Origin of the sequence: Gordoniibacillus kamchatkensis, from assembly GCF_000829455.1 — a bacterium.
Taxonomy (GTDB): Bacteria; Bacillota; Bacilli; order Paenibacillales; family NBRC-103111; genus Gordoniibacillus; species Gordoniibacillus kamchatkensis.
Map to the genome: position 1 here is coordinate 38,989 of NZ_JXAK01000015.1, position 21,379 is coordinate 60,367.

At 52.1% G+C, this 21,379-nt stretch carries 23 protein-coding genes and 1 pseudogene; 10 read left to right on the top strand and 14 right to left on the bottom strand.

The genetic code is table 11. From position 1 onward, the window contains the following. Positions 1 to 73 precede the first annotated feature (73 nt). From SD70_RS39210 to SD70_RS10580, 5 genes are all read right to left on the bottom strand, one after another. Positions 74 to 805: a sugar ABC transporter substrate-binding protein gene (locus tag SD70_RS39210; protein ID WP_082053255.1), complete on the bottom strand. Its 732-nt coding sequence runs from the start codon at positions 803 to 805 to the stop codon at positions 74 to 76. Then, complete coding sequence (locus SD70_RS39215) at positions 712 to 1,434, bottom strand: ABC transporter substrate-binding protein (protein WP_197080989.1); 723 nt, start codon at positions 1,432 to 1,434, stop codon at positions 712 to 714. The genes SD70_RS39210 and SD70_RS39215 overlap by 94 nt, the downstream gene beginning before the upstream one ends. Positions 1,435 to 1,578: 144 nt before the next feature. Beyond that, entirely contained in the window at positions 1,579 to 2,466 is an 888-nt protein-coding gene (locus tag SD70_RS10570) for a carbohydrate ABC transporter permease (RefSeq protein WP_231571144.1), read from the bottom strand. Then, the gene (locus tag SD70_RS10575; protein ID WP_231571145.1) at positions 2,466 to 3,365 is read right to left on the bottom strand and encodes a carbohydrate ABC transporter permease; all 900 of its coding nucleotides are present in this window, start codon (positions 3,363 to 3,365) and stop codon (positions 2,466 to 2,468) included. The genes SD70_RS10570 and SD70_RS10575 overlap by 1 nt, the downstream gene beginning before the upstream one ends. Positions 3,366 to 3,377: 12 nt before the next feature. Then, positions 3,378 to 4,442 (bottom strand): Gfo/Idh/MocA family protein, encoded by a 1,065-nt coding sequence (locus SD70_RS10580; RefSeq protein WP_041047541.1) that lies wholly within the window; start codon positions 4,440 to 4,442, stop codon positions 3,378 to 3,380. Between the two features lie 212 nt (positions 4,443 to 4,654). On the opposite strand from SD70_RS10580, the gene SD70_RS10585 reads away from it, so the two are divergent. From SD70_RS10585 to SD70_RS10615, 7 genes are all read left to right on the top strand, one after another. Beyond that, complete coding sequence (locus SD70_RS10585) at positions 4,655 to 4,939, top strand: hypothetical protein (RefSeq protein ID WP_156157971.1); 285 nt, start codon at positions 4,655 to 4,657, stop codon at positions 4,937 to 4,939. Positions 4,940 to 5,201: 262 nt separating this feature from the next. Continuing rightward, the gene (locus SD70_RS10590; RefSeq protein WP_156157972.1) at positions 5,202 to 5,846 is read left to right on the top strand and encodes a GNAT family N-acetyltransferase; all 645 of its coding nucleotides are present in this window, start codon (positions 5,202 to 5,204) and stop codon (positions 5,844 to 5,846) included. A 185-nt stretch (positions 5,847 to 6,031) separates the two neighbouring features. Continuing rightward, positions 6,032 to 6,619: a TetR/AcrR family transcriptional regulator gene (locus tag SD70_RS10595; RefSeq protein ID WP_052487277.1), complete on the top strand. Its 588-nt coding sequence runs from the start codon at positions 6,032 to 6,034 to the stop codon at positions 6,617 to 6,619. Positions 6,620 to 6,734: 115 nt separating this feature from the next. Further along, positions 6,735 to 8,075: an MFS transporter gene (locus SD70_RS10600; RefSeq protein WP_331436763.1), complete on the top strand. Its 1,341-nt coding sequence runs from the start codon at positions 6,735 to 6,737 to the stop codon at positions 8,073 to 8,075. Positions 8,076 to 8,088: 13 nt separating this feature from the next. Continuing rightward, complete coding sequence (locus SD70_RS10605) at positions 8,089 to 8,841, top strand: SDR family NAD(P)-dependent oxidoreductase (RefSeq protein WP_231571146.1); 753 nt, start codon at positions 8,089 to 8,091, stop codon at positions 8,839 to 8,841. 22 nt (positions 8,842 to 8,863) lie between these two features. Further along, the gene (locus tag SD70_RS10610) at positions 8,864 to 9,208 is read left to right on the top strand and encodes a luciferase domain-containing protein (RefSeq protein WP_041047546.1); all 345 of its coding nucleotides are present in this window, start codon (positions 8,864 to 8,866) and stop codon (positions 9,206 to 9,208) included. A 13-nt stretch (positions 9,209 to 9,221) separates the two neighbouring features. Beyond that, the gene (locus SD70_RS10615) at positions 9,222 to 9,701 is read left to right on the top strand and encodes a PCYCGC motif-containing (lipo)protein (protein WP_041047547.1); all 480 of its coding nucleotides are present in this window, start codon (positions 9,222 to 9,224) and stop codon (positions 9,699 to 9,701) included. Between the two features lie 44 nt (positions 9,702 to 9,745). On the opposite strand, the gene SD70_RS10620 is transcribed toward SD70_RS10615, so the two are convergent. From SD70_RS10620 to SD70_RS10650, 7 genes are all read right to left on the bottom strand, one after another. Next, on the bottom strand, positions 9,746 to 10,204 hold the full coding sequence (locus tag SD70_RS10620; RefSeq protein ID WP_041047548.1) for an MFS transporter: 459 nt from the start codon (positions 10,202 to 10,204) through the stop codon (positions 9,746 to 9,748). Between the two features lie 80 nt (positions 10,205 to 10,284). Further along, positions 10,285 to 11,547: an MFS transporter gene (locus SD70_RS10625; RefSeq protein ID WP_041047549.1), complete on the bottom strand. Its 1,263-nt coding sequence runs from the start codon at positions 11,545 to 11,547 to the stop codon at positions 10,285 to 10,287. A gap of 24 nt (positions 11,548 to 11,571) precedes the next feature. Next, a complete protein-coding gene (locus SD70_RS10630; protein ID WP_041047550.1) occupies positions 11,572 to 12,693 on the bottom strand; it encodes an ROK family transcriptional regulator in 1,122 nt (373 codons plus the stop codon). A 96-nt stretch (positions 12,694 to 12,789) separates the two neighbouring features. Next, entirely contained in the window at positions 12,790 to 13,713 is a 924-nt protein-coding gene (locus tag SD70_RS10635; RefSeq protein ID WP_231571147.1) for an amidohydrolase family protein, read from the bottom strand. A 20-nt stretch (positions 13,714 to 13,733) separates the two neighbouring features. After that, positions 13,734 to 14,558: a carbohydrate ABC transporter permease gene (locus tag SD70_RS10640; RefSeq protein ID WP_041047552.1), complete on the bottom strand. Its 825-nt coding sequence runs from the start codon at positions 14,556 to 14,558 to the stop codon at positions 13,734 to 13,736. Between the two features lie 14 nt (positions 14,559 to 14,572). Then, complete coding sequence (locus tag SD70_RS10645) at positions 14,573 to 15,514, bottom strand: carbohydrate ABC transporter permease (RefSeq protein ID WP_197080991.1); 942 nt, start codon at positions 15,512 to 15,514, stop codon at positions 14,573 to 14,575. 74 nt (positions 15,515 to 15,588) lie between these two features. Then, a complete protein-coding gene (locus SD70_RS10650; protein ID WP_041047553.1) occupies positions 15,589 to 16,926 on the bottom strand; it encodes an extracellular solute-binding protein in 1,338 nt (445 codons plus the stop codon). A 336-nt stretch (positions 16,927 to 17,262) separates the two neighbouring features. On the opposite strand from SD70_RS10650, the pseudogene argH reads away from it, so the two are divergent. The 3 genes and pseudogenes from argH (at position 17,263) to bshB2 (ending at position 19,996) form a co-directional block, all read left to right on the top strand. Then, positions 17,263 to 18,767 (top strand): annotated as a pseudogene (gene argH / locus SD70_RS10655) (argininosuccinate lyase). Between the two features lie 164 nt (positions 18,768 to 18,931). Next, positions 18,932 to 19,297, top strand: a complete 366-nt coding sequence (locus tag SD70_RS10660; RefSeq protein WP_041047554.1) for a YojF family protein — start codon at positions 18,932 to 18,934, stop codon at positions 19,295 to 19,297. A gap of 6 nt (positions 19,298 to 19,303) precedes the next feature. Further along, positions 19,304 to 19,996 (top strand): bacillithiol biosynthesis deacetylase BshB2, encoded by a 693-nt coding sequence (gene bshB2 / locus SD70_RS10665; protein WP_041047555.1) that lies wholly within the window; start codon positions 19,304 to 19,306, stop codon positions 19,994 to 19,996. 160 nt (positions 19,997 to 20,156) lie between these two features. Here the strand turns inward: bshB2 and SD70_RS35950 are convergent, their stop codons facing one another. Both SD70_RS35950 and SD70_RS10670 read right to left on the bottom strand, forming a co-directional pair. After that, a complete protein-coding gene (locus SD70_RS35950) occupies positions 20,157 to 20,294 on the bottom strand; it encodes a hypothetical protein (RefSeq protein WP_156157973.1) in 138 nt (45 codons plus the stop codon). 26 nt (positions 20,295 to 20,320) lie between these two features. After that, a complete protein-coding gene (locus SD70_RS10670) occupies positions 20,321 to 21,331 on the bottom strand; it encodes a zinc-dependent alcohol dehydrogenase family protein (protein ID WP_041047556.1) in 1,011 nt (336 codons plus the stop codon). Positions 21,332 to 21,379 lie beyond the last annotated feature (48 nt).

Here is a 21,379-nt window from a genome sequence, read left to right on the forward strand (position 1 = left end):
ATTGGGAGGCAAGCGCTGCCTGGCATAAGGAAGACCGGAGCGGTCCGGTCTCCCCCGCCATCGCCGCAAAACTTTATTTGCCCGCGCCTGCTTTATCTTTAATTTGCTGCAGCAGCTTGTTGAATTTCGTATTCATGTCCGGCAGCACTTTCGCCGGGTCTTCCCCGTTCGTGAAAATTTGCTGCTGCTCGTTTTTCATGAACGACGTCACTTCCGCGTACCCGGCAATGAGATGGTTCGGAGATTCTTTGCCGTGCGCGATCGAATCTTGAACAACCTGGGTCAAGTAACCGAGATCGACTTGGTCGCCGAACTGCTTCAGCCACTCTTTGTACGCTTCGGAGTCGGCCGGCGGATAGCCTGTGACGGTCGCCCACTTCTTCTGCACTTCCGGAGACACCATGTACTTGACGAACTTCCAGGCCGCATCCGGGTGCTTCGATTTGGAAGAAATCATGAGCGGATCGATATACGTAAACGGCGTGGACGTCCCCGCTGGTCCGAGCGGCATCGGCAAGACGCCAAAATTAAACTTCTGGTTTTTGTAAGTCGCCAGCTTCCACGCCCCGTTCAGGTCGAAAGCCAGTTTCCCCGTCAGCATCGGATCGCCGGTTTTGGACAGGGCATCGTTAATCGCGATCGTCGGCGTTATTTTTTCTTTAAATATCAAGTCTTGGTACCATTTCACCGCGCTCACGAACTTCGGATCCGTCAGATCGGCCTTATCCAGGAAGCCGGTTTTGTACCCGTCCTGGAAAATGTCCAAGCCTCTATCCCAGCTGTACGTCGCCATATGCGTGCCCATATTCCACGTAAATCCGTAAACGGCGGTCGGTTTGCCGTAATCTTTGGCCACCTGCTTGGCGTAGCGACCAGCTTATCCCACGTCCATTCCGGATCGCCGTATTTGTAATTCGGAATTTGCACGCCGGCTTTCTGCAGCAAATCTTTGTTGTAATACACCATGCTGGGGAAAATGGAAAGCGGAATGCCGTACTGCTTGCCGTCGATGTTATACACTTTCAACGTGGAATCCCCAATGTTCGGATTGCCGAGATCTTTCATGTAGGGGGTCAGGTCCAAAGTCAGTTTGCGGGTCATGTAATCGACAAATCCGCTATGTCCCCAGTGGCTCCACACATCGGGCGGTGTTCCGGCTGCGACCAGCGTAGACATTTTGGAATCGAACTCTTCGTAGGGCGTGTTGATGACTTCCAATTTGATGCCCGGATTTTGTTTCTCGAATTCCGGTATGACCGTCTCGGCAAAAAACTTTTCGCGAATTCCGTCGGATTGAGCGTTGAGAAGCGTAACGGTTACCGGCTCAGATTTGGAACCGGACGCCGCATTCCCGCCGCCCGAGGCCGGTTTGCCAGCATCCGCGCCGCTGCTATTACTGCTGCCGCTGGAGCAAGCTTGAAGCACTAATGCCATCAGCAACAAACAACTCATTGCAATACCAAGCCACTTCTTTGACATTGAATAACCTCCCCGGAATTTGTGCCATTTGACCTTTAACCTTGCGCAGCATGCTCCTTGCTATCGTTGCCAGGCATCCCCTCCCTTCGGTTGTCGCTGCTATTTCAGTCCGGAGACGACAATGCCCTGGACGAAATATTTTTGCGCGAGGAAGAAGAGCAGCACGGGCGGCAAAACGGCTACAAGCGACGCCGCCATGAGCAAGTTCCACGGCACGACGGAATACATCGACCGGAACGAGGCGAGCGCGATTGAAAGCGTATACTTGGTGTCCGAATTCAAATAAATCAATGGCTGTAAATATTCGTTCCAGCGCCACATAAAGCCGAAAATCGCAGCGCTGGCAATCGCCGGCTGGCACAAAGGCAGGGCGATGTTCCAATACGTTCTGAATTCGCTGCACCCGTCAAGTCTCGCCGCTTCAAACAAGTCCATCGGCAGCGTATTGAAAAATTGCCGCAGCAAAAAGATGATGTAAGCGGACCCGAACAAAGAAGGGATCAGCAGCGGCAAGTACGTGTTCGTCCAGCCGAGCGTTTTGAACAGCACGAATTGCGGAATCATGATGACGGGGTACGGGATCATCATCGTGGAGAGCAAAATCATAAACACAGCGTTGCGCCCTATCCCCTTGTAGCGGGAAAAGCCGTAAGCGACGACGGACGAGACAAGCACTTCTCCGAACGTACCGAAGACGGAGAACATCGTCGTGTTGGTAAAATAGCGGCCGAACGGCTTGGACTTCATGGCGTCCACGAAATTGTGCCAGACGATTTCGTTCGGAATCCACGTCGGCGGAACGAGAAACATTTCCTGCTTTGTTTTGAGCGCCGTGCTGAGCATGATGTATAAGGGCAAAATCATCACCAGGCAGATGCATACTAGAAGGAGGAACGCCAACACTTTCACCGTTGTTTCGCGAGTTTTCATCGAACCGTAATACGAGGCCCGCATATTCGGCCGAACTGAGGCGGTGCCGCTCGGCATTATTGTTCTCCCCCTTCGTAATGGACCCATTTGCCCGACAGCTTCATCATGAACCAGGTCAGGGCGCCGACAAACACGAACAAAATCCACGCCATGGCTGAGGCATAGCCCAAATTAAACGATTTGAACGCTTGTTGATACAAATAGTACACGTAAAAGTAAGAAGCGTAGTTGGGTCCGCCGTCGGTCATGACGCTCGCCTGCACGAATACCTGGAAAGAGCCGATAATGCCGGTAATGAGCAGAAACAAGGTGACCGGCGAAACCATCGGCACCGTAATGTTCCAAAATTGCCGCAGCTTCGAGGCGCCGTCGATCTGCGCCGCTTCGTACAAATTGGCCGGCACTCCCTTCAAACCGGCGATATAGATGACGACATGATTGCCCAGTGTCCAGAACGACATCATGATGAGCGACGGGATGACCCATTTCTGATCTGTCAGCCACCCAGGCCCTTGGACATGGAACACGTTGTAAATGAACATGTTGACGGCGCCGAAGTCTGGATTTAACAGCCATAGCCACAGCAGAGAAAGCGATACGCCGGAGACGACCGAAGGCATATATACAATAGTCCGAAAGAGCCGTTGGCCCGGAATGGCGACGTTGAGCAGCATGGCGGCAAGCAGCGAGATGAACAGTCCTGCCGGCACGCCGACGAGCGTGTAATACAAAGTGACGCCGGCCGATTTCCAAAACAGCTCGTTTTGAAACAAATCGATATAGTTTTTCAGTCCGATAAATACCGGAGCGTTGGCGATGTCATATCTGGTTAAGCTGTAATACCCCGAAACGACAATCGGACCGCCGATAAACTGAATAAATCCGATGATCCAAGGCGCGGTAAAGGTGTACATATACGCGGTCTCCCGCAGCTCTGATTTTGTCATCCATCTCATGTCCTCAGCTCCTTACAGTTCGACGGCGATCCCTTTTGCTGCCGACTCGTACATGGCCTCGATGACGGCCAAAGAGCGAAGCCCGTCCTCCAGCGTGCTGGACGGCTGCGCCAGCCCTCTGACGCAATCGATGAAGTGTTTCACCTCGAACGCGTGGCCTTGCTGCATAACATCTTTAGGCGCCGGGAAGCTCCACCCTTTCGTATCGACCACATGCGGCTTCTGGCTTGCTTCCACCTCGAGCGGCCTGCCGTAGCCTTTGTTGCTGTAAATTTTAAGTCCGCCGGCTTCGTGAGTCGTGCTGACGTAAGCGGTCCCTTCGGTTCCGAATACTTCGAGGCGCACATCCATACCTCCCGAAATTGCCCAGCTGATCGCCAGCTCGGCCATTCCGCCGTTCTCGAAGCGAAGCACGGCCATCGCCGTATCTTCGGCGCCGTTCTTGCATTGCTCGCTCCATTTGAGCACTCCGGTTTCGGCATATACCCGCTTGATTTTCGAGCCCATGATCCATTCGAGCGTGTTGACGCCGTGTATCCCCATATCGATCGCCGCACCGCCTCCGGTTAATTTGGCGTCCCAAAACCACGGCGCGTGGAACGGTCCGTTATGTATTTCGTTCGAGCGCAGCATCAATATGTTGCCGAACGCCCCTTCGTCGACAAGCTGCTTGGTGCGGACGAGAGCCGGCTTGAAGCGCATATTTTCCGCATAGACGGCGACAATGCCTTTTTCTTTCGCCGCTCTTACGATCTCTTCGCCTTCTTCGGTGTTGCGTGCAAGCGGTTTCTCAATCAGGAACGGCTTGCCCGCCTTGATACAGGCCATGGCGATTTCGTAGTGCAGGTGGTTGGGCACCGTGATGTCGACACAATCGATTTGCGGATCTTGCACCAGCTCCAGCCAATTGTCCGTCCACCGCTCCACGCCGAACTGCTCAGCGGCAGACCCCGCATTTTTGAGCGTACGCGAAGCAAACATGCCGACAGTTATGTCGAACAGCTGATACCCTTCCGCATGAGCTTTTCCCATAAACCCGGTGCCGATAATGCCGACTGTAACCGCTTTCCGTTCCATGCTTTCAACCCCTTTGAATGGAATTTATTCCCTTGGACATCATCTTAACACATTATTTTGTCCATTGGAATAATTAATTACCGAGCAACGAGAAATTTTTTGGCATCGGTTACTTTGGATGCCCGGAATCGCCGTCAAAGATGAATACATTTTGTATTTTACTCATACGTTTGCTAATGTAACGCAGCGAACTTCAGCGAAAGGAATGGTGAATGATGAAAATGCTAAAAACAAAATTATCGGTGCTGGCGATGTGCTCGGCGTTCATGCTGCCGACTGCGGTTAGCGCTGCAACTGCGGACGACTCAACGAAAGCGGCTGCCCCCTTGACCTTTTTCGGCTCGGCGATAACTCAAACTAATGTACACGGCGTACTCGTTCCCGGAATTTATATCAACTTCGAAAATTGTAGAGTCGCCTTTGTACCGGACGGTGTTGGCATTGTTGTGGTAGATAAAAACCTCGTTCTGCCGCAAGGCTCGAAATATTTGGATTGAAATATGCGCGAGCAGCCCCGCTTACCGGCGGGGTTGTTTATTGTTGTGGGCAAAATATTGTATAATCAAGGAAAATCAGGGACTGGGAGGGTTATATGTACGAAAAACTCTATCCAAACGATGAAATCTTGCATCGGCATCCCTTTATCCATTCGGAAGTCCAGTACAATCTGATTCACTTGATTAGCAGTGACGAGCATAGCAAATGTTTCAAAAGCAAAGAAAATAACCTGATCTTCGCTCAATCATCAGGGAATAACACTTGGGTTGGATTCATAAAGGTTTGAAGGAATCGAATGTCAAGGAACTTATTGACAACTTAATCGAATATTTACGAGATGAAGAATTACCGGGAGTGGCGGGAGAGCCCGAATTCATAAAGGAGTTGGCAAGCTCTTATTCACATGCCCGCGGTGTCTCCCATGAAATCAACATGACGATGGAGTCCTATTTCTGTCCGAAAGTAATAGCACCTATTGAAGTCGAAGGTACAATTAACAAGGCCGGTCATGGGCAGATTGAAACCGTTGCGGAATTTCTCGCCGGTTTTTCCGTGGGAGCTTCCGGAATTGCAGTGGAACCCTCAAGCCAACTTGCAGCGGCTGAAAAGATGGTCCAAAGAGGAAACTTGTATCTTTTGTTTGTCGATGGCACTCCTGTATCCATGGCTCAAATTGCGCACCGCTCGGCAAGACATGCACGAATTAATGCCGTATATACGCCGCCGCAGCATCGAAAGCAAGGTTTTGCAAGCGGATTGGTGGCAAAATTGTGCAAAATTATAAAAGAAGAAAACCTGGTGCCAATGTTATATGCGGATTTGAACAATCCCGACTCAAATAAAATTTATAAAAACATCGGATTCTTGGCATGCGGGAAAATTATGGATATTAAATTCACAAAGTAATCAACAAAATGACGCGCCAATTTGCTTGACAATTGGCACGCCATTTTAGATGTAAATTTTATTTTTCCGCCATCCCGTTCAACACTTAGGCAGACCGCTTCGTTATTCCAGTTGTTGACATAGCATCACAACTCGAATATAATCAACTATGTAAGTAAGTACTTGCACCCAAGGTGGGCAGACAAATGAATGATAGTCAAAGCACTCGCGACAAGCTTCTGTTATCGGCAATCGACATTATGGCGGAAAAAGGGTACGACGGCACGACGACGAAGGAAATCGCCGCTGCCGCCGGCGTGAACGAAGTCACGTTGTTTCGCCATTTCGGAACGAAGCAGAAACTGATGGAGGCTGCGTTCAGCCGCTTCCACTATGCCGACGAGATGACGAAGCTGTTCAACGAAAGCCTGACTGGGGATCTGCATGCGGACCTGCTCACGATCAGCCGGACGTATCATAAGATCATGTACCGGAACCGGAAATTGATGTATATCGCGCAAAAAGGAAGCAGCACTCTCCCGGAAGAAGCGTATCGGGAGGCGGGGCGCCATCCGCGGCATATGCAAAAGCTTTTGACGGACTACTTGATCGCCATGTCGCAGCAAAATAAAGTGATGACGCCGAATCCCGAGCTAACGGCATGGACGTTCATGTGGATGAATTATGGCGCCTTCACCAGCAGCATGAACGGCAAAAAGTCGGTGACCGAAGATTCGTTGAACGCATTTATCGAGGAAAGCGTACGGTTATTCGCTAGGGCTTTAACCCCCTAGCTTTTTTATAAATCACCATGCAAGTATGTACTTGCCTGCGTATATTCCAAAGGAGTGATTATTCATGATTTCCGATTCGCGGCAGCAAAAAGGTTTCATCTTAATGCGCTTAATGATGTTCACCGTTATGATTTCATCGATGAGTGCCCTTATGTTTAACGTCGTCCTCCCGCAAATCAGCAAGGAGTTTCACCTCTCCCTCGCTCAGGTGAGCTGGCTATCATCCGCCTATGCGCTGATCTACGCGTTTGGGACTGTAACTTACGGGAAACTGGCGGACAGATTTCAGTTGAAGAGCTTATTGACGTTCGGACTGTCGCTCTTTGCCATCGGGTCTCTCGTCGGGCTCGTTTCCCACACGTTCTGGATCGCGCTTCTCGGCAGATGTCTTCAATCTGCAGGAGCTTCGGCTCTTCCGGCAATTGCCCTCATTATCCCGATTCGGTATTTTTCACCTGAGAAGAGAGGCTCCGCCTTAAGTATGACTGCCGTCGGGCTTGCGCTCGGAGGCGCTCTTGCCCCTGTCATTTCCGCGATTGTCGTCAGCTTTGCGAACTGGAGATGGTTGTTTTTGCCTTCGCTGCTCATTTTGGTGCTGCTGCCGTTTTATCGCAAACATTTGGAGCGCGAACCGAAGGAATCTGCCCGAACATTCGATTGGCTTGGCGGAATCTTGCTTGCTGCATCCATTGCGCTAATTCTGCTCGGGGTCACGAATCGAACCTGGTCATATCTGATTTACGGAGTGGCGGCATTACTGCTTTTCATCGCCAGAATCCGCGCTGCCAGGGAAGCTTTTATTAGTCCCCGATTGTTCCGAAACAAAGCCTATACCATCGCGCTGGCGCTAGCCTTTCTCATCAGCGGTATAGGCACATCCTTGTATTTGTTAACTCCGATTCTGCTTTCGGAAGTTTATCGCCTCGGTTCCAATTGGATCGGTTTTGCCATGGTCCCCGCGGCGGTAGCCACTTCCCTTCTCGGGAAAAAAGGCGGGAAGCTGGCTGATAAGAAAGGCAATTCCTATCTGTTCTCCGTCGCCTCCGGCTCTTTAATTGCCTGTTTTGCGTTGTTGTCCATCTTCACGGGAATATCGCCGCTATGGATCTCGTTCTTTTTAGTATTCGGCAACGTTGGCCAATCGTTCATGCAGATTGCGATGTCGAATTCCATTTCGAGGTCGCTGCCCAAGGATCAGGTTGGCGTAGGCATGGGACTATTCTCGATGGCCGGTTTCATTGCCCAAGCAATCGCTGCGGGCGTTTACGGCATCGTAGTGGCACAAGGTTCATCCGTGAATTGGAATCCGCTCCATGCCGATTCGGGCAGCTACCTGTTCGGCAATATTTATCTCGTACTTGCCGCACTGCACATAGGCATCTTGTTGCTATACCGCTTGCAATTCCGCACACGGAACTCAAGCGTTGCAATAAAACCCACCGCAAATCATAATTAAAGGAGACGGGAACATGATGATGAAAGACAAAGTGGCTATTGTGACCGGCGGAGCGCGCGGCATCGGCGCTGCCGCCTCGAAAGCGCTGGGACAGCGCGGGGCGAAGGTCGTCGTCAACTATTTGAGCAACAAGGACGCCGCACATGCTGTTGTTGCCGAGATTCAAGCTGCCGGCGGCGATGCGGCCGCTTATCAGGCGGATGTGCGCGACGAGACGCAAGCCGGCGCTCTTGCGTCGTTTGCGCGAGACGCCTTCGGCGGCCGCATCGACATTTTGGTAAATAACGCGAACGTCCCTTTTGCGGTGATGCCGTTTGCCGACATGCCCTGGAGCGCGTTCTCGCAGAAGGTGAACGAAGAACTGAAGGCGGCTTTCTTGATGACGAAAGCCGTTATCCCGGCCATGACCGAGCAAAAATACGGCAAAATCGTCTACGTTTCAGCCGGTTTGGGAAAAGCCGCCGCGCCGAACATGATTGCCCACGGGACGGCCAAAGGGGCGCTCGATACGTTTGCGAAATATATCGCCCATGAATTCGGCCCGATGGGCATTACCGCCAACGTCGTTGCTCCCGGCGCGGTGGAAACCGATGCGTCCGCCCGTTTCCCCGAAGAAGCGAAGCGCGCCATCAGCAGCTTTACGCCGCTGGGCAGAATCGGGCAGCCAGCAGACATAGCGGGAGTCATTGCGTTCCTGGCAAGCGACGACAGCCGGTTCGTAACCGGGACGTACACGCCGGTCAACGGCGGCTATGTGATGGAGTAAGGGAACGGAAAGGAGAAGGCATATGACGTTATCTGTGAGGCAGGAAATTACCGGGCAATTGCTGTCATGGCCGGAAGTATGTGAGCAGCCCCATCGCTTCGGCGGAATTGAATTTCAGTTTAGGGGCAAGGAAATCGGCCATCTGCACGGAGATCATCTGGTCGACCTGCTGTTGCCCAGAGCGCTCCGCGATGAGCTCGTAGCCGGGGGACGCGCGCAGCCCCATCACATTTATCCCGATTCCGGCTGGGTTTCCGTTTATATAAAATCGAAAGATGATGTCGCCAAGGCTATTGGAATTTTACGGCTCAAGTACGATGATATGGTAAAGCGGGAAAATAAGCAGTCTTCGGAGCAGCGAATATAACTGGGGTGAATGGATGAAATTCCGATTCAAAAGTCTAATCGCGGCACTATCGATCTCTTTCGTTGTCTCGGCATGCGGTTCAACCAAAGATCAGGCCCATCAAGGGCACAGTATGAACGGGGACCTGCAAGAAAAAACAGCCTCGGTCAAGGTGCTGCCCAAATTTTTAAGCAATCAGCCCGAACAGATCCGCTTGGTTTACGAAGCCGCAGGAAATGCGACGGAAGTTTTGAAATGGATTCCTTGCTACTGCGGCTGCGGGGAAAGTGCCGGACATGCCGGCAATATGAACTGTTTTATCAAACAGGTCAATCAGGACGGATCCGTTGTTTGGGACGACCACGGAACCCGTTGCGGGGTTTGTTTGCAAATTGCAGCGCAGTCCATCAAAATGAAGCAGGACGGCAAGACGCTGAAAGAAATTCGTTCCTATATCGATAAAACATACGAAAAAGGCTATGCAAAGCCAACAAATACGCCAATGCCTGTTTAAGTTGGCCGTACCCCGTCAGGACAACTGTCGGACGTACCTGTTGGCTATTTGGTCGACATCATCACCAGACCGGCGAATCCGGAACCGAAGAAGCCGGACCCGTGCTGAACGCTTCCCTGCAGCGCCGTTGCGTTAAATAATGACTGCTTGGGAACGATGGCCGGCATCAGGGAATTCGTGCACGTGATTTGCATATTAAAGGATATTCCCAATAGAAACGCGCTGGCGATAATCAGCCATGGAGATTCGAATCCTAAACTCAGAAGCACCGCCAAACAGCCGATATTGGAACTACTAAGCAAAAAGGAAAGCGTCAGCAAACGTCGCCGATCAAAACGGTCTACAAGCACGCCAATCAAGGAACCGAACAAAACGCCGGGAAGCATCGACGCAAACACGGTCATCCCTACGAGCGCGGTCGATTGTGAGAGAGAAAAAATAAGCCAGCTTGCCGTAATGCAAACGCGTACTGGCCGCTGTTGGCGATCGCCGTGCTGAACCACATCAACCGAAAATCTCGATATGCCAGCGAAGCAAACATTCGGGGTAGTTTCATCTCAGTCTCCTTTTTAAAGGCACGCGATCATTCAAACTTGCGTATTGCTTTGAAAGAAAGAGCAATGCCGATAATCAGCAGCACGAGAACCGAGTCAATGCCCATCGTCCATAAGCCGCCGATATGCTCCGCCAGCCATCCGGTCAGGACATATCCCAGAGGAAGCAAGGCTACAGAGCCGAAGATGTCCAAGCTCACCACACGTCCGTACGCTTCATGCGACACCAGCTCCTGCAAGCTAACCTCCCAGATCAGACCGAACAGCATGTAACCGGCCCCATGCAGAGCCATCAGGACGACGATCATCGGGAGCCATGCAACAAAAGTAAGGCAGATTAAGGAGATCGCCGATATAGCCACACCGAAATACGCGAGAATACCTCGGCGTTTCCACGTACGTTTGCTGCCGAATAATAAGGACATCGCCAACGCCCCTACAGCACTGGCCGAAGATACGAATCCGAAATCGTAGGATGGCATGTGCAGATGGATGTTGATCAGCCACGGCAGCATAACCGCGATCATGCCCCGCCCCAGTATATTGATCAATGAAAATGCGAGGATCGTAACCCACAACCAATCGTGTTTGCGAAGCTCGCGGTATCCGATCAACAGCTCATCTCGAATGTTTCGCCAAACCTTTGAATTCGCCTTTGCTTGACCTGCATTCTCTAGCCTTGGAACTTTGACGAACAGAAGACTGATAGCGGAAAATAAAAATCCGAGCGCATTGACCCCCAGCCCCACAGCGCCGGAAGAGATTCCCACGATGAGCCCGCCGAGCGAAGGACCGGCCATCATAGCAAGCTGCTGAGTTCCCTGAGTTAACGCAGTAGCGGCATTCCGAATCGATTTGGTAAAAATTTGCGCCCTTACCGCCGCATACGCCGGTTGAAACAGCGCCTGCATGGCGCCGAAAAGAACGGCGAACACGTCCAGATGCAAAAGCGTCATTCGCTGTGTAGCCGCCAACGCGGCGACAATGGCCAATAAAGAGAAGCGCACCATATCTGTAAAAATCATCATGGGTACCCGCGGCAGCCGGTCTGCCAATATGCCCGAAAATGGCAGCAGTAAAACCTGCGGGATCATTAGCAGCGTCATGAGCCAGCCTATCGTCAAAGGCGAGGCATGCAAAGTCAGGGCGATCACGGGTAACACGACATTTAACACGGCGCCGCCAAGATTAGCCAGCGACTGGCCGATCCATACGGCCGTGAAATTGCGGGATACGCGGATCGGCCTGAAGATTTCAAACCGCGCATTGCTCTTCGCGACTTCCGTCTCCACTTAAGCCCTCCCGAGCGCAAATTGCTACACGGTCCATGCGACCTGTACTCTATTCTCGACAACCGCCCGTGTCACACCGAATAATGAAGCGTCATCACCAAGCGGAGTGATCAGCATCTTCGGATTGATGGTAATCAGCCCGGACAGAGCGTTCAACAGCCTGCCGAGGAAATTGTCGATTCTTGCCGTCATCATGCCTCCGAAAACGATCGTATCCGGATCCAGCAGCGCAACGACGTTGACAACCGCGTAGGCAAAATGCTTGATAATCCAATTTTCCCGGTCTTGGTTCCCGGCATTTTGATTGTCGTCGGTTAAATTAAGAGCCGTCAAGCCGTACTGGGCTTCGAAGAAACCAAACCGGCGTTCCGCCATTTGCAGCGTCGAAGGAATTTGAACGGGGTCCACGATCAAATTGCCGATTTCGCCGGCTGCAAAGTTAGCGCCGCGATATAGTTTCCCGTCAATTAAAATACCGGCGCCGACCCCTCGGTCCAGGTGAACATAGACGGATACGCCTGTCAAAGATTTTCGCTTCCAGGCGTCGCCAATTGCCGCCAATTTGACGTCATTCTCTACGATCACCGGATAAGGAAGATGTTTGGACAGATGGCTTTTGATAGGCTCAAGCTCCCACCCGAATTCGGGCGCGTTGGAGACGAAGCCCTGGTTATTGACCACTCCGGGCACAGCGATGCCGACGCCCAAAATGAGGTCGGAATCAATCTGCTGCGCAGCGATCAAATCCACAAGACGTTTGGCCGCTTCCATGCAAACATACGGACCGTCGTATTGCACAGGCTTAAATTGGTCCTCGGCGAATACGGTTCCTACCAGGTTGGTTATGCGAATCCGGATTTTGTCCTGATTCATTTGTATGGCGCCGATATATCTCGCATTCGGATTGAGCTTTATTAATTTCGGCGGTTTGCCGCCTTGGGAGACGCCGTCTCCGGCGTCGTGGAGCCATCCTTCGTCAAAGAGCTCCTTCACAATGGCGGAGACGGTAGGCGGGCTGATCCCCGTCAACATGCTCAATTCCGCACGGCTTGTAATATCAAGCTGTTCCAGCATAGAAACAATCGTATTGCGATTGACCAGCCGCAACAGATTGGGAGTGGCCAGTACATTGTTTTTCCTATCCAACAAATCCACGCTCCTTTATTGCTTTGCATACATTACGGGAAAAAGCGGCGGAAGGAGCATGGTTGTAACGGGCGAAAACTTCTCATTATATTCTCTCTATTCTACGATAACCGATTTTGGATGCTTCAACTTCAAAATCCGGGCCGCGTTTCCGCCAAAAATCAACTGCATGTCTTCCTTCGGTACTCCAATATTGTGACAAGCAGCCTCTTGCAAATCAAGATATCTCTTTGCGAAGCCGCGAGGAAAGTCGCTCGAATCGGATCCGAACACGATTCTTTTCGGCCCTATCGTTTCGTATGCCTTCTTGAACAAATCCTGCAGCGTCAAATGATAGGGCATCCATCGAATCCAGTCGTTCGATCCCGAACCGTCCACATGCACGTTCGGACTGGACCAAGCGAGGTGCAACAGCTCTTGCCAATAGCCTGCTCCAAAATGTGGAAAAACAAACGGAATGTCCACGTACTCCTGTACGACCCTCGCCATTGTCAGAGGATTAATGTAAGGATGATCGACGATGCCGCCGGGGCCTCCCAGCACGCCAAAATGAATGAGACAAGGCAGCTTGCGGTCCGCCAAATAGGTCCAGAACGGCTTTAGCTCCGGCGCATCAAACGACTTCGTCATCAGCGGCCCGAACCATTTGTATCCGTGCAGCCCCAATTCTTCAATGGCGTACTGCAGCTTTTCCGCTGCACCGTCCTGAGACAAGTCGTGATGGGCAAAGCCCGTAAATTTATCCGGATGTCTCTTGACGAGAGCAGCCAGCTTCTCGTTGCCGCCGCCTGTCAGGAAATTGACATGCTGAAGGTCGTTATCCTCCATTTCCCGGAGCCATCTTTGTTCCTGGACGTCGTCACCGGGGTGCTCCGCTTCCGGATCTCCGAACTTAAACTGCTCGCGCCATTTGGCCCGCAGCTCCTTCTGATACTCGATGATGGCCGGCGGAACTTGGCGCCTCCGGGGCTCCTGCTTTGCGGGAAAGTGGACATGGAAATCGATCACGTTCTTAATCACGAATATCACCTCATGATTGTTTATTTGAGCCCGGTCAAAGAGATGCCCTCGACAATGCGACGCTGGAAAATGAAGTAGACGATAATAATCGGAACGACGGCCATCGTGCTCATCGCCATAATTAAGTTCCATTGCAGTCCGCCCGCATCGGCTGTCGAGAAGAGGGACATGCCGACCGGCAACGTGCGCATATTTTCCGACGTGATGGCAATAACGGGCCACAAATAAGCGTTCCAATTGCCCAGGAAAGCCAAAATGGCGAGCGCCCCGAGGGCCGAAGTCACTTGCGGCAGCACGACTTTCAGAAAGATGCCGAACTCCGACATTCCGTCGATTCTCCCGGCAGCGATCAAATCGTCTGGAACGCTCAGCATAAATTGCCTCATCAGAAACACGGAGTAAGCCTGAATCATGCCGGGGAACATAATGCTCCAATACGTATCCGTCCAGCCCAAAGCGGTGCTCATTACGTACCAGGGGATGACAAGAAGTTCGGTGGGCACCATCATTGTGCTGAGAATCAGAATGAAAATGATTTTATTCCCTTTAAATCGGTGCTTGGCAAGCGTATAGCCGACGAGCGAAGCGAAAAACAATTCGCTGACGGTAACGACGATGGCCACAATAAAGCTGTTCCCGTACCAACGGACGTACTTGGTATGGGCAAATATATGTTGGTATGCTTCCAGGGTCCAACTCTTCGGCAAAAATTTGAACGTATAAAATTCAGGCAACGTTTTAAAGGATGATAGAACCATCCAGACAAACGGCATGGCCACAACCAGGATTCCCACGCACAAGACGAAATGAATGACGATGGCAGCCCCGTCGACCCTCTTCCGCATCCCCGCATCCCCTTTCAGTAGTCATAAGTTCGGTTGATCAGCTTCATCTGAAGGATCGTTACGATCAGAATCAAGATAAACAATACGACCGTTACCGCCGATGCAAACTGCAGATTGAAATTGTTGAAGCCTTGGTTATACACGTAAACGACAATGCTTAGCGTGCTGTTGAGAGGCCCGCCCGCCTGACCGCCGCTTCCCCCTGTCAGGTTGGCAATTTGCGTGAAGGTTTGCAGGGCGCCGATCACGCCGGTGACCGCCAAAAACACCAAAGTCGGATTGAGCAGAGGCCACGTGATGCGCCAGAACAACTGCCAAGGGCTGGCGCCGTCGATTCTCGCAGCTTCATAATAGCTCTTGGGAATGGACTCCAGACCGGCCATTGAAATAAGCGCGGCATATCCGGACGACTGCCAGATGATCACAATACTTACGGCGACGAGCGCCTCACTCGGGCTTTTCAGCCACTGTTGGGCGGGGATGTGGAACAATTCGAGGAAGGCATTGATGAAACCGTTGTTCGGGTCGTACATAAGACGCCAAACCCAGCTGATCGCTACGGCCGACGTAATATACGGGAGAAAATAAATCGTCCTGTACAATCCTTTGAATCGTTCAATCCTGCCGATCATCAAGGCGAGCACAATACCGATCGCCAATTGGCTCGGAACGGTAATGATCACGTACAACAACGTGTTTGTAAGCGCATGCCAAAAATCGGGCGAAGCAAACATCTTTTGATAGTTGTACAGCGTGAAACCGGATCCGTTCTTTTTGAAAAATGACATCGCGAACGCATAGATCGTCGGCGCAATGCGAATCCCGAGGAAAAACAACATGGGAATGGCCAAAAACGTGTACGCAGTGAGAGCCCGTTTGCTTTCCAGCGATCCACGGTTTGGCCAGTCGCGCAGCAACGATCTCATTTGGGGAGATTCAGGGGCCACTCGTTTCACTGCCGCACCACCTTCCGAAGAGCTATTGGAATGCCGGGAACTTTGCGCTCCCGGCATTGTCACTGCATGTGCAATTAATTGGAATGCTGGCTGAAGTACTCGTCGCGTATTTCTTGCTGCTTCTTCACCAGATCGTTAAACGTTTTGTCGACAGGAGCTTTGTTCAATATTATCTCATTCGTCTTATCGATGATCGCCTGTCTTTCATCCTTTTCATTGACGAAATACGTAGCGTGTGCGTCCTTAAGACCACTGACGAACGGACCGTATATCGGGTCTGCCTTAATCGAAGCGTCGTCCGACAAAGAAGCTGCGGCAGGCAGCTCGCCGACCTCTTTCAGCCACGTTTTCTGCGTTTCTTCGGAAATGAGGAATTTCAGAAACTTCTGCGCAGCTTCCAGTTTTTTGCCGGATACGCCTTTCGCAATGCCGTGCACCCAATAGGAGCCGAAGTTCGATTTTAAGCCGCCGGGATCTTTTGTCGGCAAAGTGGTTACTCCCCACTCGGCAGCCGTATCTTTCTTGAGCGATTGGATGGCGAAGGAACCGTCGATGATCATGCCGGCTTTGCCGGATTTAAACGCTGTCTCATAATCCGTGTTGAAGTTGGGATCGCCGATTTTGTCTTTGGTAAACCAATCCATGTAATACTGGAATGCGGCAAGACCTTGCGGAGAGGAGTTCCACAGCACCTTCTTATGGTCGTCGCTGAACGGGGTCACTCCCCACTGACGAAGCAGCACTTCTTCGAATACGTGGTAGCCCTGGCCGCTTACATCCGGCGCGAATCCTTCCTGCTCCAGCTTGCCGTTGTTGTACACGGTCATCTTTTGCGCGTAACTGATCAATTCATCCCACGTCTTGGGCGGGCTATTCGGATCTAGACCCGCCTTCTTGAACATATCTTTGTTATAGAACAAAGCGAGGGACCGTACTGCAGTCGGAACGGCGTAGTACTTTCCGTCGATCTGAGATTCTTTGACCATTGGTATGTAATATTTCTCGATATCCGCTTTGCTCATGAAGCTTTCCGGAAGAGGCTGCAAAATGCCATCCTGCACGTATTGCGGCAGCCATCCGTAGTACAGGTTCAGAACGTCCGGACCGTTTTTGGCGTTTGTGGCTGCGGTTACCTTCTGGTTGTATTGGTCGTACGGGAAATCTTGCGCCACAACTTTGATATTCGGATTTTGCTTTTGAAACTCCTCGATCAGCTTCTGAATCAAAGTCACTTTAGCGGGGAAACTGTACTGCCAATACGTGATCGTTACCGGCTCCGAGTTGGAACTAGAACTCGAGTTCGGGCTCGAACCCGAGCCGGGACCGCCTTCGGCAGGCTTGGAGCTGCACCCGGCGAGAACCGATAAGGCCAAAACAGATGCTGCCGCCGTAACTCTAACTTTACCCAACATTCAAAAACCCCCCTTAATGAATTAGGATGAATGAAGAATGCTCGCTGACACGCCCTGGAACGTTTCTTAACTTTCCGAATAAAGAGATTTCACCTTGGATTATAAACTACGCCACCTTGCCCGTCAAATAGAAAATATGGATGATATAGCGCTTTCATTGTTGACATGCCAAGGTTATCCGCATAAAATATGGATGTAAATGGCATCCGGCAACTATGGGGCTGAAACCCGGGGGAGTGGTGGGAGCACACTTGCATTTATTAATAAACTTAATTAACTTATGTGAACCGGAGCCGCATTATTGAAACGCAGAATGCACGCTGAGGAGGACAAGCAATGAACGTACGACAAAGCATTCTAAACAGCGAAGGACAGTGCTTTCCAGGCGCCACTTATACCGAGGTTGTATTGGCCCCCGCATACGACAACCAAAAGTCAGTCTTATTGGAGCCTATGATCGCGATCCACAAGGCCCATCTTATTATGCTTGTCGAGCAATCTTTGCTTACTCGCGAGCAGGCGGCTCCGATTATGGATGCTATCCGCGCGCTGGATCTTCCGCGCATTCAACAGACCCCCTATGACGGCACCTTCGAGGACCTGTTCTTTCTCGTGGAGCATCAAATTATGGAGAGGGCAGGAGAAATCGGCGGAAGCTGCATTTGGCCAGAAGCCGCAACGACATGGGCGTTGCGATGTATCGCCTGACTTTGCGCAACAAGCTGATTGCTGTTCTGCGGTCCGCCGGAGTTTTGTTGCAAACGTTGCTGGACACGGCCGAAAACCATGTCGATACGGTCATGCTCGGCTATACCCATACGCAGCAGGCTCAACCGATGACATTCGCCCATTATCTGATCGCCGTATTTGATTCCGTAAGCCGTGACGTTAAACGGCTTCAAGCCGCATATGAGACCTGCAACCGCAGTCCTTTGGGCGCTGCCGCACTGACGACGTCCGGGTTTCCGGTCAGCCGTTCGCGGGTAGCCGAGCTGCTTGGCTTTAACGGCCTTGTCGAAAATTCTTATGATGCTATCGGCGGAGCGGATTACCTTGGTGAAGCCGCTGCCGCCCTACAGCTATCTTTTCTTGGCATCGGCCGCTTTGTCCAGGATTTGCTGCTGTGGTCGACGCAAGAATTTGCCGCGATCCGCGTCGCCGATCCGTACGTGCAAATCAGCTCCATCATGCCGCAGAAGCGGAACCCAGTCTCCCTAGAACACATCCGTTCGCTCAGTTCTAGCGGAGTCGGCACCGCTTCCACGGTTTTGCAGATGCTGCACAATACCCCGTTCGGCGATATAGTCGATACGGAAGACGACTTGCAGCCACATCTCTGGCACAGCCTTAAATTGTCGGAGCAGTTATTCCGCCTTTTGTCCGTAGTGGTAGGAACGCTGGAAGTAAACAGAGAGCTGCTGCTCGAGCGGGCAAGGCGCAGCTTTGCAACCATCACAGAGCTAGCCGACACCCTTGTACGCGAGAAAAACGTTCCATTCCGCAGTGCGCACTCTATTGCAAGCGCCGTGGTCAAGGCGGCTCTGTCCCGTCAATTGGACGCTTCGCAGGTTACCGGCGAACTGGTTGACGAAGTAGCCGAGCAAGTTACCGGCCATCGGCTCGGCGTATCGCCGGAATTGGTTGCCCGGGCGATGGATCCCGTACATTTTGTTCAGATTCGCAAGCTGCCGGGAGGTCCAGCTTCGACCGAGATGCGGCGAACGATCGAAGAGCGTAAACAAACCCTGAAGGCCGCCAAATCCTGGTTAGACGAACAAACGAAGCATACGGACCAAGCCGACGCCGAGCTAAACCGGATCACTGAGGAATGGAACCTGTAACATGAAAAGGGTTCCGCTACTCGCCATTGATGCCGGAGGAACGAGCTACCGTGCACTGCTAAGCACATTGGAAGGAATATTATCCAATACGCGGAAGGCGGCCCGTGCAACTATCAGAGCGTCGGGGTCAATCAGGCCAAGGAAAATTGGAGGGTGGGAACGATATGCAGCCCATTAATAAAGCGGATGTTCAAGAAAAATTGAATCAATTGGTGAACCAAGACGTCTATATTCATCTTGAGACTACAACCGGGTCGTACGCTTGCTTGCAAGGAGAAAAGGCTGTGTCGGTGTGCGCCTACATTCGCAACGGAAAGGTGAACTACCAGCGCGGCCAAATAACTGGCAGCGGGCCTTACCGGGTCGGTCTTAAGATGCAGGATGGTTGGGTATACGCCGAAGGACTGACTGATTTTGAAGTGATGGACGGGGAAAAGCTGCTTCTGGCCGGGCACGATGATCAAGGACAACTGGGAATCGCGCTGCAGATCAGTCCAGAGCCTTTCAAAAATGATTCCGGAAGGGAGTAACTGTCTATGAATCGACCTGTTTTGGCTGTATTTCCTCACCCCGACGACGAATCGTTCGGCAAGGCCGGCGCGCTTGCGCTTCACGCGCAGGAGGGGACGCCGATTACGCTGATTTGCGCAACTTCGGGGCAAATGGGCCGCCGTATGGGCAATCCGTTTTTCGCCAATCGGGAAACGCTGCCGTTAATTCGCGAGAAGGAATTGAAGGATGCTTGCGAGGCTATCGGCATTCATGACCTGCGCATGTGGAGGCTTCTGGACAAGACGTTGCAGTTCGAGGATCCGGAGGAGCTCGCCGATCGCATTTTCCAAGTGATACTGGAAATTCGTCCGTTCCGCATTTACACCTACTATCCGGAACACGGCGTACATCCCGATCATGATGCGCTCGCCGAGGCTACGATCCGTGCGGCCAGCCGCCTTCCCTTGAACGAAAGACCGGAAATTTATGGCTCCGCCTTCTCCAAAAACTGCATGGAGGTTTTGGGACCGCCTGACATTATCATAGACGTGTCGAGCGTGCTGGATAAAAAGATGGCCGCGATTCGCGCGCATCGCTCCCAGTCGGAAGTGATGACCAAAAAAATAGATGAAGAGCTCGCTGCCAACGCCGCCCGGAAGGATGAGATTCTCGCCTCGCAGATGAAAGAGCAATTCTGGACCTATCGCTGGCCTGAGGAGCTCGTGACACGCCGATGAGCAAAAAGCCGAAGATCGTCATTATCGGGGCCGGCAGCGTCAAGCTTTACAAATTTTTTAGGAATTAATGGCGCTGAATAAGCTCCATCTTCCTCAATTTCAGCAATAACCCACCTCGGAATTTAAAGCCCCTTGCCTCAAGTCCGGCAAGGGGCTGTTGTCATAAAGGTCCATAAATATATTGCCGCAGTTCGTCCATCACGTTCGGTGTCCACTCGATGCATTCGAACACCAGCGCGTCCGGATGAAGAGTAAAAAAGAGGATAAGGTTGCCGACATTGCCGAACGCCAGCAACATTATCCCCTATCTCAAACCGGACTCCGCTAGCTGATCTTGATCTGCACTTTCAAATCGCTCGCATCTCTCGGTCCGTGCAAATAGGCTGCCGTCTCTTCCAGCGATATTTCCCTGGAAATTAAAGAAGCCACGTCGATTCGGCCGGACTCCACCCAGCGGAAAGCAGGCAGGAACGTATGGTTGATCGCCATCGAACCGATCATCGTCCAGTCTTTGTTGTACAGCTGAAACGGCTCGATTTCGATGATCGCGTCCTTGGGCGTTACCCCGAACTGCAAATACTTCGCGCCCTTCCCCATAAAACGAAGCGCTTGCCGAATGACGCCCGGAATGCCCGTCGCATCGACCACGATATCGAAGCCGCCGTTCCGCTCAGCCAGCTCTTGCTCAAGCGCCTCATCGCTGCTCAAAATGCCGCGGGTCGCACCGCGCGCGATCGCCATATCCAGCTTGTTTTGCGATATGTCGACGACGGCAAGCTCCGATACTCCCGAATGCGACAACGCCTGAACGAGCTGCTGGCCCATCGCCCCGGCGCCGAACAAAATCGCTCTCTCCCCGGCCTTGGCGCCGAGACGGTTCATCGCATGTACGACACAGGCCATCGGTTCGACGAACGCGCCCTCGGCAAACGACATCGCATCCGGAAGCTTGACGACATTTCCGGCGGGAACGCGCACAAATTCGGCCATGCTGCCGTCCACCGTGTTGCCGAGCGCCCCCCAATTGTCGCATTGGTTGCCCAGCCCGATTTGGCAGTAAGGGCACTCCCCGCAAAACAATGACGGATCGGCCGTTACGCGATCTCCGGGGCTGAGCCCTTTAACCCCTTCGCCGACAGCATGAACGATCCCGGAAAACTCGTGGCCCGGTATGATCGGGTACGGCGACAAAAACTCTCCTCTGTAAATGTGGATATCCGTCCCGCATATGCCTACATTCGCCACCTGAATCGTCACTTCGCCGCGGCCCGGCTCCGGGTACGGGACTTCCTTGATGACCGCCTGATAAGGGGCTTCAATAACGAGCGCTTTCATGATCGGCTCCTCCTTGGTTCCGTACGATGATCTTGCAGACATAAATGC

What these genes read in the sequence shown, in the direction of transcription:
- SD70_RS10595 (WP_052487277.1), top strand. Translation starts at nt 6,032, where the DNA reads ATGAATGATAGTCAAAGCACTCGCGACAAGCTTCTGTTATCGGCAATC.
- bshB2 (WP_041047555.1), top strand. Translation starts at nt 19,304, where the DNA reads ATGAATCGACCTGTTTTGGCTGTATTTCCTCACCCCGACGACGAATCG.
- SD70_RS10575 (WP_231571145.1), bottom strand. Translation starts at nt 3,365, where the DNA reads ATGAGATGGATGACAAAATCAGAGCTGCGGGAGACCGCGTATATGTAC.
- SD70_RS10670 (WP_041047556.1), bottom strand. Translation starts at nt 21,331, where the DNA reads ATGAAAGCGCTCGTTATTGAAGCCCCTTATCAGGCGGTCATCAAGGAA.
- SD70_RS39210 (WP_082053255.1), bottom strand. Translation starts at nt 805, where the DNA reads ATGGGCACGCATATGGCGACGTACAGCTGGGATAGAGGCTTGGACATT.
- SD70_RS10580 (WP_041047541.1), bottom strand. Translation starts at nt 4,442, where the DNA reads ATGGAACGGAAAGCGGTTACAGTCGGCATTATCGGCACCGGGTTTATG.
- SD70_RS35950 (WP_156157973.1), bottom strand. Translation starts at nt 20,294, where the DNA reads ATGTTGCTGGCGTTCGGCAATGTCGGCAACCTTATCCTCTTTTTTACT.
- SD70_RS10640 (WP_041047552.1), bottom strand. Translation starts at nt 14,558, where the DNA reads ATGCGGAAGAGGGTCGACGGGGCTGCCATCGTCATTCATTTCGTCTTG.
- SD70_RS10650 (WP_041047553.1), bottom strand. Translation starts at nt 16,926, where the DNA reads ATGTTGGGTAAAGTTAGAGTTACGGCGGCAGCATCTGTTTTGGCCTTA.
- SD70_RS10570 (WP_231571144.1), bottom strand. Translation starts at nt 2,466, where the DNA reads ATGCCGAGCGGCACCGCCTCAGTTCGGCCGAATATGCGGGCCTCGTAT.
- SD70_RS39215 (WP_197080989.1), bottom strand. Translation starts at nt 1,434, where the DNA reads ATGGCATTAGTGCTTCAAGCTTGCTCCAGCGGCAGCAGTAATAGCAGC.
- SD70_RS10615 (WP_041047547.1), top strand. Translation starts at nt 9,222, where the DNA reads ATGAAATTCCGATTCAAAAGTCTAATCGCGGCACTATCGATCTCTTTC.
- SD70_RS10660 (WP_041047554.1), top strand. Translation starts at nt 18,932, where the DNA reads ATGCAGCCCATTAATAAAGCGGATGTTCAAGAAAAATTGAATCAATTG.
- SD70_RS10610 (WP_041047546.1), top strand. Translation starts at nt 8,864, where the DNA reads ATGACGTTATCTGTGAGGCAGGAAATTACCGGGCAATTGCTGTCATGG.
- SD70_RS10600 (WP_331436763.1), top strand. Translation starts at nt 6,735, where the DNA reads ATGTTCACCGTTATGATTTCATCGATGAGTGCCCTTATGTTTAACGTC.
- SD70_RS10605 (WP_231571146.1), top strand. Translation starts at nt 8,089, where the DNA reads ATGATGATGAAAGACAAAGTGGCTATTGTGACCGGCGGAGCGCGCGGC.
- SD70_RS10585 (WP_156157971.1), top strand. Translation starts at nt 4,655, where the DNA reads ATGATGAAAATGCTAAAAACAAAATTATCGGTGCTGGCGATGTGCTCG.